This window comes from Achromobacter deleyi, assembly GCF_016127315.1.
GTDB lineage: Bacteria > Pseudomonadota > Gammaproteobacteria > Burkholderiales > Burkholderiaceae_B > Achromobacter > Achromobacter insuavis_A.
This window is the reverse complement of sequence record NZ_CP065997.1, coordinates 5,069,818-5,082,604: the sequence shown is the minus strand read 5'-3', so window position 1 is coordinate 5,082,604 and position 12,787 is coordinate 5,069,818. Positions and strand designations below refer to the sequence as shown.

Below are 12,787 nucleotides of genomic sequence, written 5' to 3'. Positions count from 1 at the left end.
CATGCAACCCCCTATCACCGCCTCCGCGCCGGCCGCGTTCCCGCGCCGAGCCGCGCCGCGCCTGCGCGCCGCCTTGTCCGCCGCCTGCGCCGCCGCGGCCCTGATCGCCCAGGCCCCGGCCGGCGCCGAAACGGCCGCCGCCCGCGATCCCATCGTGGCCGAGCGCAGCGCCACCGTGCTGCCCGGCAGCGGCCACAGCTGGGGCTTCGCCGCCCTGGCGCGGGACGGCGGCGAACTGCTGCTGGCGCGCCGCGAGAACGGCCTGACCGTCTACGACACCGCCAATCGCCAGGCGCTGGCCCGGATACCCGGCACCGAGGGCGCCAACGCCGTCGTCGCCGTGCCGTCGGCCGACCGGTTCTACGTGGCCAGCATGGACGGCAGCGTGATCGTCGTGCGAGCCTCCGATCGGCAGGTACTCAAGCACGTGCCGCTCGACATCGGCAATCTCAACAACGTGCTGTACGACCCCGACAGCGGCCAGGTGCTGGTGACCAGCGGCCGGCGCGGCGCCGTGTCGCGCGTCTACCGCCTCGATCCGGCCTGCGATTGCGTGCGGGCCAGCCTCGACCTGCCCGCGGCCAAGCTCGATGCGCCGGTGTTGCTGGGCCCGGGCATGGTGGCGCTGCCGCTGCGCGACGAGGGCCGCATCGCCGTCATCGACCTGCGCCGCCTGACCCTGACCCGCCTGTGGCAGCCCGCGCAATGCCCGCGCCCCAGCGCCCTGGCCGCCGATCCCGCCGGCAAGCGGCTGTTCGTCGCCTGCCGCGGCGCCGAACCGCGCCTGCTGAGCCTGGACGCGGACAGCGGCGCGGTCCTGGCCAGCGTCGCCGCCGGCCGCGACATCAACGCCCTGGCCTACGACGCCCGCCGCGATTGGCTGCTGGCGCCCAGCGGCGCCGACGCCCGGCTGTCGATCCACGACGCCAGCCCCGCCGGCCAACTGCGCCGCCTGGCCGCCATCGGCACCCGGCCCTGGGCCCACAACATGGCCTACGACGCCGGCCGCGGCGTCGCCTACCTGCCCAGCATGGATGACACCGAGGTCTATCCGGCGGGCGGCGGCGAGGCGCAACGCCACTTCGCCGCCAACAGTTTCACCATCACCGCGCTGCGCCTGCGCGAGGCGCGGCCATGACCGCCACCGCGTCCGCCACGGCCCGGCCGCGCCCGCCAGCCCGACGCGGGCAGTACCTGAAGGCGCTGCGCAAGGCCCACGGCTGGCTCGGCCTGTGGGGCGCGCTGCTGGGGTTGCTGTTCGGCGCCAGCGGCATCCTGCAGAACCATCGCGCCGTGCTCAAGATCGACATGCCGGGCCCGGTGGTCGAGACCCTGCAATTGCAGGCCCCGGCCGGCCTGCCGCGCACCGACGCGGCGGTCGGCCAGTGGCTGCAGCAGGCCCTGAACCTGGACAAACCGGTCGAACGCATCCGCAAGGAAGCCGCGCAGGACGTGCGCTGGGGCGACGTCACCGCGCGCCAGCCCGAGCGCTGGCAGGCGCTGTTCCGCGCGCCGGGCTATCAGGTGCAGGTGGAGTTCTGGCCGCAAAGCGGCGCCGCCAGCGCGCGCCGCAGCAGCGCCAGCTGGTGGGGCGTGATCCAGAACTTCCATCGCGCCAATGGCACCGGCGTGGCCTGGGTGCTGCTGTCGGACACCATCGGCGGCGCGCTGATCGCGCTGTGCCTGACCGGGGTGCTGCTCTGGACCGAACTGGAAAAACGCAAGCTGATCGGGCTGGGCATCGCGTTCGCGTCGGTGGTCGCGTGCCTGGCGGCGGTGGCGCAGTCGTGGGGCTGACGAGGGATAAGGCGGGCTGCAGTGCGGGCGAGTTCAATACATGTCCTGCCCAACCAGGACATCGCCGGGTTGAGGCAATGACAATCCCAGAACCGGCGCATAGACGAGATCGTGCGCCTCTTGCTCGTTGTTGAGTTCATGGCGATACATAGAGTCCTCAACCCCTCCAGGCTCGCCGCTTTGAATGGCCACAAGTTCGAATCCGTTTATTGGATCTGGCCCCGATACGGCGAACAGGCTCCGAGAAAAAAGCCTCCAGCAGTCATCAAACTCGGGCGAGCCTTCCCATGAAAGGCACCCGAAGGGGTCGGGATCCCAAGGGGATGGCGTCCATGCGACCATGGGGTCATCGCTCACCACCTTGATCGGTGGAGATGGCCGGCCCATCAGATCGCCCGGGCCCGACGGCTCCACGACCTCGGCGAAATACCTCGTCCCGGAATCTGGTGGCGTGGACACCTCTGGGCTCTCTGCTAGCACCGGCGCATCCGCCTGCCCTTCTGGTGGCACAGACATCCAGAAGGGCAAATAGGAATCGTATGCCCCCCCTCCCAAGCCATCTGGCGGCATCCCGAATCCTCCCCCCGAGGACAGTTGCCCGGATTCGTGCGGCGCCAACGGGTTATTTGACGCCACGGCCCACTCCGGAGCAGGATGGTAGCCAGGCGTAATCAGGGTAATGGGCTCTGAGTCCCCCACTTGTTCCGAGACCGAACCATCGCGCATGACAGTGATCTCTATTAGAGATTCTCCGAAGATCTCTTCATTCATGATAGAACTAACGCCATGGGCCTCTTCGAATGCATCCTTGTAATAGCTCCACATACGGCTTGATCCGTCCGCCTGCCTGTCGGTCACCCAGTACATTTGATAGGAGAGTCCTCCAACTTTGCCATCGAGGGCCACGCCTGTCATCTTGGTACCGAACTGATCGGTGTAGGTCAGACCATCGATTTTCTGAAAGAGCCTTTCGAAGGACTTGGAGAGTTCGAGAATGCGGTTCCCCATCCACTCGCTCGAAGCGTTGGGCAGATCAACGCATAGGATTTTCTCGAAGAATGCAAACGACATCAGGCGGCCATACAGGCGCTCGGTCTCCGGAAGCTGGTCGAAATCAAGCTGTTCGAGCCTGGCCATCAAGACAAGGTCCGCTTCCAGCTTCCGCATGGCTTCATCCGGCTGCCCCCGCGCATCGAAATAGGCAATGTCATGGTCCTTGCAGAACGAATCGACGGGGCTGATCTCTGGTGTCACCCCGTCGATACCGATGCGCGTCAGCACCTCGCTCTCGACCAACTGCGCCCTGGTTTTCTCCCCGCCTCTCTCCCCCGCGGACCAATTTGGCCCGCACCAAAGACCATACACGGGCATGTAGCTTGTTGGACTCCAGAAATCCAGATCCACCAATCCTATTGCGTCATGCTCCATTGCCATCAGTCGCTCCTCGAATTTATCGAACAGCCCTGCGCGCCGTTATGCATGCCGCACGCACTTGTGCTCACCGGAATGGTTTCCGCATCCCGCCACAACGGCAGGGAAATCGCGGTCCAGGTATCCGTCGCGATATCCAGCATGGCCAACCCGCCCGGACGGTTCGTGACATCCATCGGCTGGTCCCAATAGATCGTCGCGAGATACGTGCCAGCCGGATCGCAGATCAGCTCCTGCGGAACGAATCGCACGCCCGGCTGCCATGCGCTGCGCTGCCCTCCAGTTTCAATACGGATCACGCTCAGGCCATACCGCGGTGTCTGCCCCCAGAGATACAGGTTCCCCGCGCGGTCCATCGTCGGCATCTCGGCGTACTTGATGCCGCTGAAGACATGCGGTTCGGGTAGCCGCGTATCTCCACGCCGCATGCGATGAATGCGACTTCCACCATACAGGGGCTCGTAGCTCCAGAGATGTCCCGCTGGCCCGAACGTTCGAAACAGGATCTCGTCACCCGAGAGATACTGCGCCTGGCCGCCGGAAACGAATTTGAAGATGCCCGCGAAAGGCCGTTCTGTCGCGTGAGCCCGATCGAACTCCCAGATATCGAAATCGAGCAGGCCCAGGCGTTGGCCGGGCGGAAGGATGCGTCCCGTCCTCCAGAATGCAATCCGGCTCTCGTCCCGCGACATGAAAGGCGAGAGCTTGTTGCCCCGCGCCAATGGAAGGACCTCCAGGCCCCCGCCATCGCTGCGCATCAGCAGGATCTGCATGGCATCGAGCGAACGGCGCTGTTCATCGTCGGAGTGCCCGGAGATCCGCCGCCGCGACATCACGATGTAGTTGCCCTGCGGTGAATAGTGGGCGTAGGGATAGGTGTACCCTGTGGGCAGACCGTAGCGATACAGCTTTCCCGTCTTCCATTGATAGCGCATGACGTCGCACCGGTTGTCGCCGGTCCGGGCGCACTCCACGAACAGCCAATCGTTGCCCTCGGGATGCACGCTAAGCGAACGGATCTCCCGGCCGCCATTAGGTGGGGAGAACGGCGTCCGTATCGTTGGCGTCTCCTGTACCCACTCGTCCGGCTTGACGGGTGGCTTGGAGAACCCGTGCGGGAACGGCAGCAACCATGACAACGGCACCAGCAGGAGCATCCCCAGTACCGACGCGATCACGAGCAGACGTGATTGATGTCGCTTCATCGCCGTCGCCTCATCTCAGCGCCGAGTCTGACCCACAGATGCAATAACTGGATTTCAGCGACAACGCCGAACACCCCGCCCCGTATTTCCGATGCCGCACCACCGCCGCCTCCACGCCGCCATCCGGCAACCGAACGTCCCTGGCGCCGCACGAGGCGCGCCGCCCGCCTTGAGTGGCCCACGCACGGAGCCGTTATTGCCGATCTGCGATAACGTATCGGCGAAAACGGTCGAGCGGAAGCGGTTGTCGGTGGAAAGCGGACGGATGCTCAGCGCGTCGGCCGCAGCTTCAACGCCACCCAGATCCCCGCCACGCACGCCACGCCGAAGATCCAGCCCGACGCCGCGCCCGCCATCACGCCGGACAGCAAGGTGCCGACGGTACAGCCCAGCGCGGTCATGCCGCCCCACCCCATCAGCACGCCGCCGGTGAAGTTGCGAACGATCTCGCGGCCGGTCGGCAGGCGCGGCCGGAAGGCGTTCGCGGTCAGCGCGGCGGCCCAGGCGCCGGCGACCAGCGCCAGCACGAACGCGCCATTGTTCGACAGCAGCGCATTCTTGACGGCGGTGGCGCAGCCGGCGAAGGTGTCCAGCCCTTCGAGCCGCGACGGCAGCATGCCCGCGGCGGAAGCCGCCGTGCGCGCCACGCTGCCCAGTTCGGCGGTCACGCCCAGCGGCGCGATGCGCAAGTAGGCGATGACGCCTATGAAGGCCACCAGCAGGCCGCCCACGGCGGGCGACCAGCGGTCTTGCAGCAGCGCGCGCCATGGCGGCGGGGCCGTGGCGACGGGTGGCGAAACGTCCCTCGCAAGGGGGTCGACGCGAGTACCGTCCGGGCCTTGGCCGGCGGCGTCCCGAGCGCCTACGGGCAAGCGCGAGGCGGGTTCGCGCCCGCCGCGGCCGAGCCGGCTCAGGCCCAACGCCAGCAACCCCAACGCCGCGCCTTGCAGCAACACCGTGCCGCCGTACCCCAGATGATGCGGCAGCCACACCACCGGCGCCGGCTGGATCATCGCCAGGTACAGCGTGTTCCAGGACGCGAAGCCCAGCACGAAGCCGGCGCCCGCGCCCAGCAATGCGAACGGCGACGCCAACGCGCCCTCGCCCAGCCGGTAGAAATGCGCGCTGATGCAGGACCCCGAGATCCGCATGCCCACGCCGAACACGAACGCCCCGGCCCCCAGCGCCAGGCTGACCGGCCCGATGTGCGCGCCCGGCGGCAGCCGTTCGGCTCCGGGCACCGGCAGGAAGGCGCCGAACACCGCGTGATAGCCCAAGGTGCCGACCGCCAGCGCCACCAGCACCGCGTAGGCGCCACGCGGGTCGCGGCGCTCGATGGCGTCACGCGCGATGCAGTAGAAGCAGAAACGCGAACGCTGCAGCACGATGCCGAACGCCGCGCCCAACAGCAACGACAAGGACAGGTCGCGGCCGCCGTCCGGCAGCGGCGCCAGCCGCCAGGCGGCCACGCCGACCAGGGCCAGCAGCGCGGCGGCCAGCGTGTAGCGCAGCGGCGCGCCGGTCTGCGCGCGCTGCAGCGGCGCGCGGGTTTCCAGGGCGCTCACTCAGGTCTTGCCCCACACGGTGCCCGAGGGATTGCTGATCGGCGAACCGACGCTGTTGCCGTACTCGGTCCACGAACCGTCGTAGTTGCGCACGTCGTAGCCCAGCAGCTTGCGCAGCGCGAACCAGGAATGGCTGGAGCGCTCGCCAATGCGGCAATAGGTGATGATGGGCTTGCTGCCATCCACGCCAGCCGCCTGGTAGATGGCGCGCAGCTCGTCGGCCGACTTGAAGGTGCCGTCTTCCGCCACCAGCTTGCTCCAGGTGACGTTGACCGCGCCCGGCACGTGGCCGGCGCGCACCGCCAGTTCCGGCACGCCGTTGGGCGCGAAGATCTTGCCGTTGTATTCGTCGGCCGAACGGATGTCGACCAGCACGCCGGCCTTGTCCTTGCGCGCCACTGCCAACACGTCCTGCAGGTGGGCGCGCAGCGCCGGGTTGGCGTCCTTCGGCCGCGCGTTGCCGGCGGGCTGCGCCTTGACGCTGTTGGACTGCGGACGGCCCTCGGCCTCCCATTTCTTGCGGCCGCCATCGAGGATCTTGACGTTGTCGATGCCGTAGATGTCGAAGATCCACGCGCCCCAGGCGGCGAACCAGTTGTTGTTGTCGCCGTACAGCACCACGGTGCTGTCGGTGTTGACGCCGGAACGCGCCAGCAGCGCCTGGAATTGCTTGGGCGGCGCGATGTCGCGGTTGACGGTGTCGACCAGGTCGGTGTGCCAGTTGACGTTGCTGGCGCCGGGGATGTGGCCGCGCTCGAACAGGCCGGGATTGACGCTCACCTCGATGACGCGCACCTTGGGGTCGTTCAGGTTCTTCTCCAGCCACTCGGTGGTGACCAGGTACTTGGCGTGCTGCGCCGTGGCGGGAAAGGCCATCAGGCTGGCCAGCGTGGCGAAGGCGCCCGCCAGCAGTTTCGAAAGGGACATCATGCTCTCCGGAAGCAGGCGCAATGCGCACCTGGAAATCCGGAGCATATTTGTTCAGCTTACAGTCAGGAACAATTTACTGGTCATATCCTGATTACCGGAATGCGCAGTTCGTGATCGAACGCGACCCGCGCCCGCGGATTCCGGGCGCGAGGCCGGCGCGACGCCTGCCTTCACGAAGGGCCGACGCCGTTGCGCCGCGATGCGGACGCCCTGACTGGGCGCCGCCCGCCACACCCTGTCTATGCCGCCGCGATCAACCGGATATCCGCGCTGCCATCGCGCTCCAGCTGCGCCACCAGGCCCAGCTCCCAGTCGAGATAATCGCGGAACCCCTGGTCGCGCGCCGACAGGTCATCGAACAGATACGGACTGATGCTCTGGTCGTCATCGCCCGTCAGCACGCCATCCGCGCCCCGGTCCAACGGCAGGCCCTGCGCCTGCCAGGCGCGCGTGCCGCCCAGCAGGTAGTGCACCGGACGACCGGTGCGCCACGCCAGCTCGGCCGCCGCGACCGCCGCCAGCACGCCGTCGGGCGAGGTCAGCACGATCGTCCGCTGTGCATCGGCCGGCAGGAACTCCTGCAGGCGATCCGGCGCGGCATAGCGCGCGCCCGGCACGTGGCCGCGCTCGTAGGCCAGCCGCGATTCGATATCGAACACCTCGGCACTGCCCGCGTCGATGGCCGCCTGCAGGGCCTGGGCCCGCAGCGCCGGCGCGTCGGGCCGGTGGCGCAACACGCGGCGCGGCTCGGCGCCGCGTTCCAGCGCCGCCAGCGCCGGCGGCTGGTACAGGTAGACCTCGACCGCGCCCAGCTGCGCCAGCCAGGCGCCGGTGGTCTGCGCGCGCACGCCGTCCCAGTCGACCAGCACCACCCGCGCACGGCGCGTCGCCAGGTATTCGTCGGTCGCCTGCACCAGCTGGCCGCCGGGGGCCCAGCGCCAGCCCGGCAGGTGGCCGGTTTCGTATTCCTCGCGGGTGCGCACGTCGAACTTGTACAGCGTGCGCGCGCCCTGCTCGGCCTCGAAGGCGCGCAAGGTGGCGGTATCGATATGGCCGATGCCGGCACGCGCGGCCAGGCCGCGCGCCTGCTCGCGCGCCGCGGCGGCGCTGTCGGCGGACGGTTCCGGTAAGGCCGCCTGGCGGCCGTAGGCCAGTTCGCGCCCGGACAGCAACCATTCCATGGTGCCGTTGCGCAGCGACGCCACGCGGTTCGGGATGCCGGCGTCGATCAGCGTCTGCGCGCCGACGATGCTGCGCGTACGGCCGGCACAGTTCACCACCACGAAGGTCTTGGGATCCGGCGCCAGTTCGCGGATGCGGTACACCAGCTCGGCGCCCGGCAGGCTGTGCGAGAACGGCAGCGTGAAGTTGTGGAATTCCTCCGGCGTGCGGCTGTCGACCACCACGATGTCGTCGCCGCGCGCGACGCGCTCGTGCAGGTCGTCGACGTCGATCCAGGGCGTGTGCTTCTCGTGCTCGATGACTTCGCCGAAGGCCTTGCTCGGCACGTTGGTGCCGGAGAACAGCTCGCGCCCCTCGCGCTCCCAGCCGTCGGTGCCGCCCGCCAGCACCGAGATGTCGGTCCAGCCCAGGCGCGTCAGCTTGGCGGCGGCCTGGTGGGCCAGCGTCTCGTCGTCATCCACCAGCACGATGCGCGTGTCGCGGCGCGGCACCAGGCGGTCGGCCAGCGCCTCCAGGCGCCACAGCGGCGCCGGCACCGCATACAGCAGGTGGCGACGGGCGTAGCGACCGGCCTCGCGCACGTCGAGCACGGCGATCTCGGCCTCGCCGCGCAGCGCCTCCTGCAAGCCGGCGGGCGACAGGCGCGCGTGGTAGATCGCGGCGGGCGGCGAGAACGTGCGATAGGAACCGCCGGCGGTGCTCTCGAACACCACCCGGCCATGCAGGCGGTCGAGCGCCAGGCCATAGAAATGCAGGTGCGCGCCGGGCGTGCCGTCCACCAGCTCGATGGTGTGCACGTCGGTCGACCCCAGCACGATCGAATCGCCCGCCGCCACGTCGACGCGCCGCACATGGGTCAGCACGTCGCGGCCCGGCTTGGCGCCGACGCTGCGCGCATAGACCTCGTTGCGTTCCTTGCCCGACACGCCGGCGATGATGGCCCAGGTGGTGTGGTCGTGCGGCGGCTGGGCCTTGCCCGACTCGCCCAGCGACAGGTACAGCGCATAGCCGCCGTCGGCGTCTTCGGCCAGGCGGTAGATCGCGGTGGGCCGGCCCGGCACCACCTCGAAGGCCTGCGCGGGAAACAGTTCCGCGCGGCGGCCGAGCGCTTCGAGCAGGCGGGCGACCGGCGCCAATTGATCGGGCGTGGCGCGCGCGGGGTCCGGCACCAGCGCCTTGACCTGCGCGATGAAGTCGCGCACGGCCCGGGCGCGTTCGGTATCGTGGCGGAAAGCGGCGGCGGCCGCGTCGGAATGGGTGCTCATGGGATCCGGAATTCCTGGGGTTGAATAACCGGATCAGCCTACGTCCGCGGCCCGGCGCGGACAACGTAGAAATGCGTCTATGGATATGCGGCGGCTGCGCGGCGCGCGATGGCGCGTGGCCGACGGCGCGCCCGCCGTGGTCAGGCCTCGCCCTTGAGCGCCTGGTCCACCACCGCGCGCGTCAGCGTCGGCACGAACATCTCGATGAAATGGAAGGCGTAGCCCCGCAGCCAGGCGCCGCGGCGGATGGCCAGCCGCGTCAGGTTGATCTCGAACAGGTGGCGCGCGTCGATGGCGCACAGGCGCGTGTCGCGCTCGGCGTCCCAGGCCACGGCGGCCACGATGCCCACCCCCAGTTCCAGCTCGACGTAGGTCTTGATGACGTCCGCGTCCATCGCGGTCATGACGATGTCCGGCGTGATGCCGGCGCGCGCGAAGGCTTCGTCGATGTGGGCCCGGCCGGTGTAGCCGCGGCCGTAGGTGATGATGGGATAGCGCGACAGCTGCGACAGGCTGATGCCGCCTTCCACCGCGGCGAGCGGATGCCCCTTGGGCACGATGATGCTGTGGCTCCAGCGGTAGCACGGCAGGTTCAGCAGGCCGGGATAGTCGGCCACCGCCTCGGTCGCGACGCCGATGTCGGCCTCGCCTTCGAGCAGCATTTCCGAGACCTGCCGCGGCGAGCCCTGGTGCAGGTGCAGCACCACCTCGGGATAGCGCTGGCGGAATTCCTTGATGACCGGCGGCAAGGCATAGCGCGCCTGCGAATGGGTCGCGGCGATCGACAGCACGCCCTTGCGGCTGTCGGCGTATTCGGCGCCGGCATGACGGATGTTGTCGGCGCATTGCAGGATCTGCTCGACCAGCGGCAGGATTTGCTCGCCTGGCGGCGTCAGGCCGATCAGGCGCTTGCCCGAGCGCACGAAGATATCGACGCCGACCTCTTCCTCGAGTTCGCGGATCTGGCGGCTGACGCCGGGCTGCGAAGTGTGCAGGCTTTCCGACACATCGGTCAGGTTGAAGTCGCGGCGCACGGTTTCGCGCACGGAACGCAGTTGCTGGAAGTTCATGGAATCGCCGAGGCCTGTGTGAGGGAGCCGAGCACGAGGCCTAGCCGAGAAAGGCCAGCTGGTTGCCGCTGGGATCTTTGACGTACATGACGCGCGGCGAGGCGTCGGGCAGCGAACAGACCGGGTGATAGCCGGCGTCGCGCAGGCGCAGCAGGATGTCGTCGTAGGCGCCAGTGCGGATGGCCAGGTAGTCGGCCCTGACCTCGCGGTTCACCTCGGCCACGGGCGACAGCGACAGGGTCGCGTCGCCCAGCGCGAATAGCAGGCGCCCGTCCGGGACCGGCATTTCATCCAGCCCCAGGGTGCCGCGGTAGAACTCGCGCACGGCGTCCAGCTGCCGCGCCGCGAAGGAAAGCTGTACCGATCCGATCGAAGAAATAGAGGACATGCCCTGCCGCCAACCTTGGAACAAGGCAAATTCTAGACCCCGGGGGTCCAACCGGACAAAGAGGTTGTAATTGCTTCTACATAATCAGAATCCCTAAGGAAATGCAGTCATTTGCATATGCGTCAGGCGCTGCGGCGCAGGCCGTCGCGGACCACGCCGAAGGCCCGGTCGAGGTCCTCCACCAGGTCCAGCGGATGCTCCAGGCCGATGTGCAGGCGCACCACTTCATGGCCGCCCTGCCACACGCTGTGCTCGGCCAGCCGCTCCGGCGCCGCCTCCAGCGCCAGGCTCTCGTAGCCGCCCCACGACGCGCCGATCGAGAAGTAGCGCAGCGCGTCGATGAAGCGCGCCGCCGCGCCCGGCTGGTCCGCCCGCAACGCGAACGACACCAGGCCGCTGGCGCCGCTGAAATCGCGCCGCCACAACGCATGGCCGGGATCCTGCGGCAAGGCCGGGTAATAGACCCGCTCGACGTCCGCGTGGCGCGACAGGTATTCCGCCACGCTCAACGCGTTCTGGTGGTGGCGCGCCAGGCGCACGTCCAGCGTGCGCAGGCCGCGCAGCGTCAGGTAAGCGTCGTCCGCGCCCACCGCCAGGCCGAGCGCGTCGTAGGTGGCGCCGACCCGCCGCGCCAGCTCGGGGCTGTCGACCGTGACCACGCCCATCATCACGTCCGAATGGCCGGCCAGGTATTTGGTGGCGGCCTGGATCGAGATGTTGGCGCCCAGCGCCAGCGGCTGGTAGTAGAGGCCGCCGCTCCAGGTGTTGTCGGTGGCCACCACCACGCCGCGGCTGCGCGCCTCGGACGCCAGCGCCGGCAGGTCCAGCACCTCGAACAGCAGCGAGCTGGGCGACTCTAGGTACAGCAGCCGCGTGTTGGGCCGGAAGCGTTCGGCCAGGTCGTCGCGGCCGGGCGAGAAGTACTCGACCTCGATGCCGTAGCGCTGCAGTAGCGCCTTGTCGACGCGGCGCACCGGCGAATAGACGCTGTCCGACACCAGCGCGTGCTCGCCCGGGGCCAGCGTGGCCAGCAGCACCAGCACGATGGCCGACAGGCCGGACGGCGCCAGGATGCTGCGATGCCCGCCTTCCAGCGAGGCCACCGCCGCCTCCAGCGCCTGGTGCGTGTCCAGGCCGTGGCGGCCATAGGTGGCGACGCGTTCGCCGGCGGCGCGCTGGCTGCTCAGCGCCGCCTGGGTGGCGGTGTCGGCAAAGCGCACGGTGCTGGTGCGCACCACCGGCACGTTGACCGGGCCGGCGCCCTGCTTCAGGTCGGGACTGCCGGCGTGGACCAGCCGGGTCTGCACGTGGGCGTGATCGAGGCTCATGCGCGCTGCTCCTGGCCGGGCTTCATCTGGGTGGCGTTGTAGTTGACGATCTCGCCGGTGGCCAGGTCGATGCCGATGCGGCCCGACAGCGTCTCCAGCGCTTGGCCGTACAGGTGGAAATGCAGGGTCGGCTCGTCGCCGGTGACGTGGATGCTGTGGATGTCGTCCGGCAGGAACGACACCGACTGACCCGGCTGCACCACCACTTCGCGCACCTGCTCCAGCGTGGCGCGGCCCGCCTGCGAGCCATCGTCGCTGCGGCGGTAGACGCGGTTCAGTTCCTGGCCCGACAACGCCACGATCACCGCCCAGGTGGTGTGGTTGTGCGGCAAGGTGGTCTTGCCCGGGTTGATCGAATTCAGGTAGAGCGCGGGCTCGCCAGCGGCGTCGTCCGGGTTCAGGCGATAACGGGTCGAGGCGCCCACGCCCTGCCCCGGCGCCGGCGGCGCGAATTCGGCCGCGGGAAACAGCGCGCGCTGCTGCGCCAGCTGTTCCAGGCGGGTGGTGACCTGCGCCAGCAGGTCGCGGGTCAGCGGCGCGGCGGCCAGCAGGCCGCGGATGTCGGCCAGGGCGTCCTGCACCCGCTGGCGGCGTTCGAGGGAAACGGAAGATTCGGTGGTCATGTC

General features: G+C 68.8%; 11 protein-coding genes. 2 read left to right on the top strand and 9 right to left on the bottom strand.

Features of this window, described 5'->3' with window-relative positions; all coding sequences use genetic code 11:
• Position 1: 1 nt before the first annotated feature.
• Positions 2-1,138, top strand: a complete 1,137-nt coding sequence (locus tag I6I07_RS23030; protein WP_198483862.1) for a YncE family protein — start codon at positions 2-4, stop codon at positions 1,136-1,138.
• The gene (locus tag I6I07_RS23025) at positions 1,135-1,797 is read left to right on the top strand and encodes a PepSY-associated TM helix domain-containing protein (RefSeq protein WP_198483861.1); all 663 of its coding nucleotides are present in this window, start codon (positions 1,135-1,137) and stop codon (positions 1,795-1,797) included. The genes I6I07_RS23030 and I6I07_RS23025 overlap by 4 nt, the downstream gene beginning before the upstream one ends.
• A 33-nt stretch (positions 1,798-1,830) precedes the next feature.
• On the opposite strand, the gene I6I07_RS23020 is transcribed toward I6I07_RS23025, so the two are convergent.
• The 9 genes from I6I07_RS23020 to I6I07_RS22980 form a co-directional block, all read right to left on the bottom strand.
• A complete protein-coding gene (locus I6I07_RS23020; protein ID WP_198483860.1) occupies positions 1,831-3,231 on the bottom strand; it encodes a hypothetical protein in 1,401 nt (466 codons plus the stop codon).
• Positions 3,231-4,433, bottom strand: coding sequence for a hypothetical protein (locus tag I6I07_RS23015; protein ID WP_198483859.1), 1,203 nt, complete (start codon positions 4,431-4,433; stop codon positions 3,231-3,233). Before I6I07_RS23015 ends, I6I07_RS23020 begins: the two co-directional genes overlap by 1 nt.
• Positions 4,434-4,702: 269 nt before the next feature.
• Complete coding sequence (locus I6I07_RS23010; RefSeq protein ID WP_232625695.1) at positions 4,703-5,998, bottom strand: YeeE/YedE family protein; 1,296 nt, start codon at positions 5,996-5,998, stop codon at positions 4,703-4,705.
• Entirely contained in the window at positions 5,999-6,928 is a 930-nt protein-coding gene (locus I6I07_RS23005; RefSeq protein ID WP_198483858.1) for a sulfurtransferase, read from the bottom strand.
• 239 nt (positions 6,929-7,167) lie between these two features.
• A complete protein-coding gene (locus I6I07_RS23000) occupies positions 7,168-9,375 on the bottom strand; it encodes a rhodanese-like domain-containing protein (RefSeq protein ID WP_198483857.1) in 2,208 nt (735 codons plus the stop codon).
• Between the two features lie 140 nt (positions 9,376-9,515).
• Entirely contained in the window at positions 9,516-10,445 is a 930-nt protein-coding gene (locus I6I07_RS22995; RefSeq protein WP_006395174.1) for a CysB family HTH-type transcriptional regulator, read from the bottom strand.
• A gap of 40 nt (positions 10,446-10,485) precedes the next feature.
• Positions 10,486-10,833 carry a VOC family protein gene (locus tag I6I07_RS22990; protein WP_198483856.1) on the bottom strand — a complete coding sequence of 116 codons (348 nt, stop codon included), beginning with the start codon at positions 10,831-10,833 and terminating at the stop codon, positions 10,486-10,488.
• 122 nt (positions 10,834-10,955) lie between these two features.
• The gene (gene metC / locus I6I07_RS22985; protein ID WP_198483855.1) at positions 10,956-12,161 is read right to left on the bottom strand and encodes a cystathionine beta-lyase; all 1,206 of its coding nucleotides are present in this window, start codon (positions 12,159-12,161) and stop codon (positions 10,956-10,958) included.
• The gene (locus I6I07_RS22980) at positions 12,158-12,784 is read right to left on the bottom strand and encodes a cysteine dioxygenase family protein (protein WP_198483854.1); all 627 of its coding nucleotides are present in this window, start codon (positions 12,782-12,784) and stop codon (positions 12,158-12,160) included. The genes metC and I6I07_RS22980 overlap by 4 nt, the downstream gene beginning before the upstream one ends.
• Positions 12,785-12,787 lie beyond the last annotated feature (3 nt).

Bases quoted from the DNA above. Each gene is read 5' to 3' on its own strand.
- I6I07_RS23030 (WP_198483862.1), top strand. From the start codon at position 2: ATGCAACCCCCTATCACCGCCTCCGCGCCGGCCGCGTTCCCGCGCCGA.
- I6I07_RS23025 (WP_198483861.1), top strand. From the start codon at position 1,135: ATGACCGCCACCGCGTCCGCCACGGCCCGGCCGCGCCCGCCAGCCCGA.
- I6I07_RS23020 (WP_198483860.1), bottom strand. From the start codon at position 3,231: ATGGCAATGGAGCATGACGCAATAGGATTGGTGGATCTGGATTTCTGG.
- I6I07_RS23015 (WP_198483859.1), bottom strand. From the start codon at position 4,433: ATGAAGCGACATCAATCACGTCTGCTCGTGATCGCGTCGGTACTGGGG.
- I6I07_RS23005 (WP_198483858.1), bottom strand. From the start codon at position 6,928: ATGATGTCCCTTTCGAAACTGCTGGCGGGCGCCTTCGCCACGCTGGCC.
- I6I07_RS23000 (WP_198483857.1), bottom strand. From the start codon at position 9,375: ATGAGCACCCATTCCGACGCGGCCGCCGCCGCTTTCCGCCACGATACC.
- I6I07_RS22995 (WP_006395174.1), bottom strand. From the start codon at position 10,445: ATGAACTTCCAGCAACTGCGTTCCGTGCGCGAAACCGTGCGCCGCGAC.
- I6I07_RS22990 (WP_198483856.1), bottom strand. From the start codon at position 10,833: ATGTCCTCTATTTCTTCGATCGGATCGGTACAGCTTTCCTTCGCGGCG.
- metC (WP_198483855.1), bottom strand. From the start codon at position 12,161: ATGAGCCTCGATCACGCCCACGTGCAGACCCGGCTGGTCCACGCCGGC.
- I6I07_RS22980 (WP_198483854.1), bottom strand. From the start codon at position 12,784: ATGACCACCGAATCTTCCGTTTCCCTCGAACGCCGCCAGCGGGTGCAG.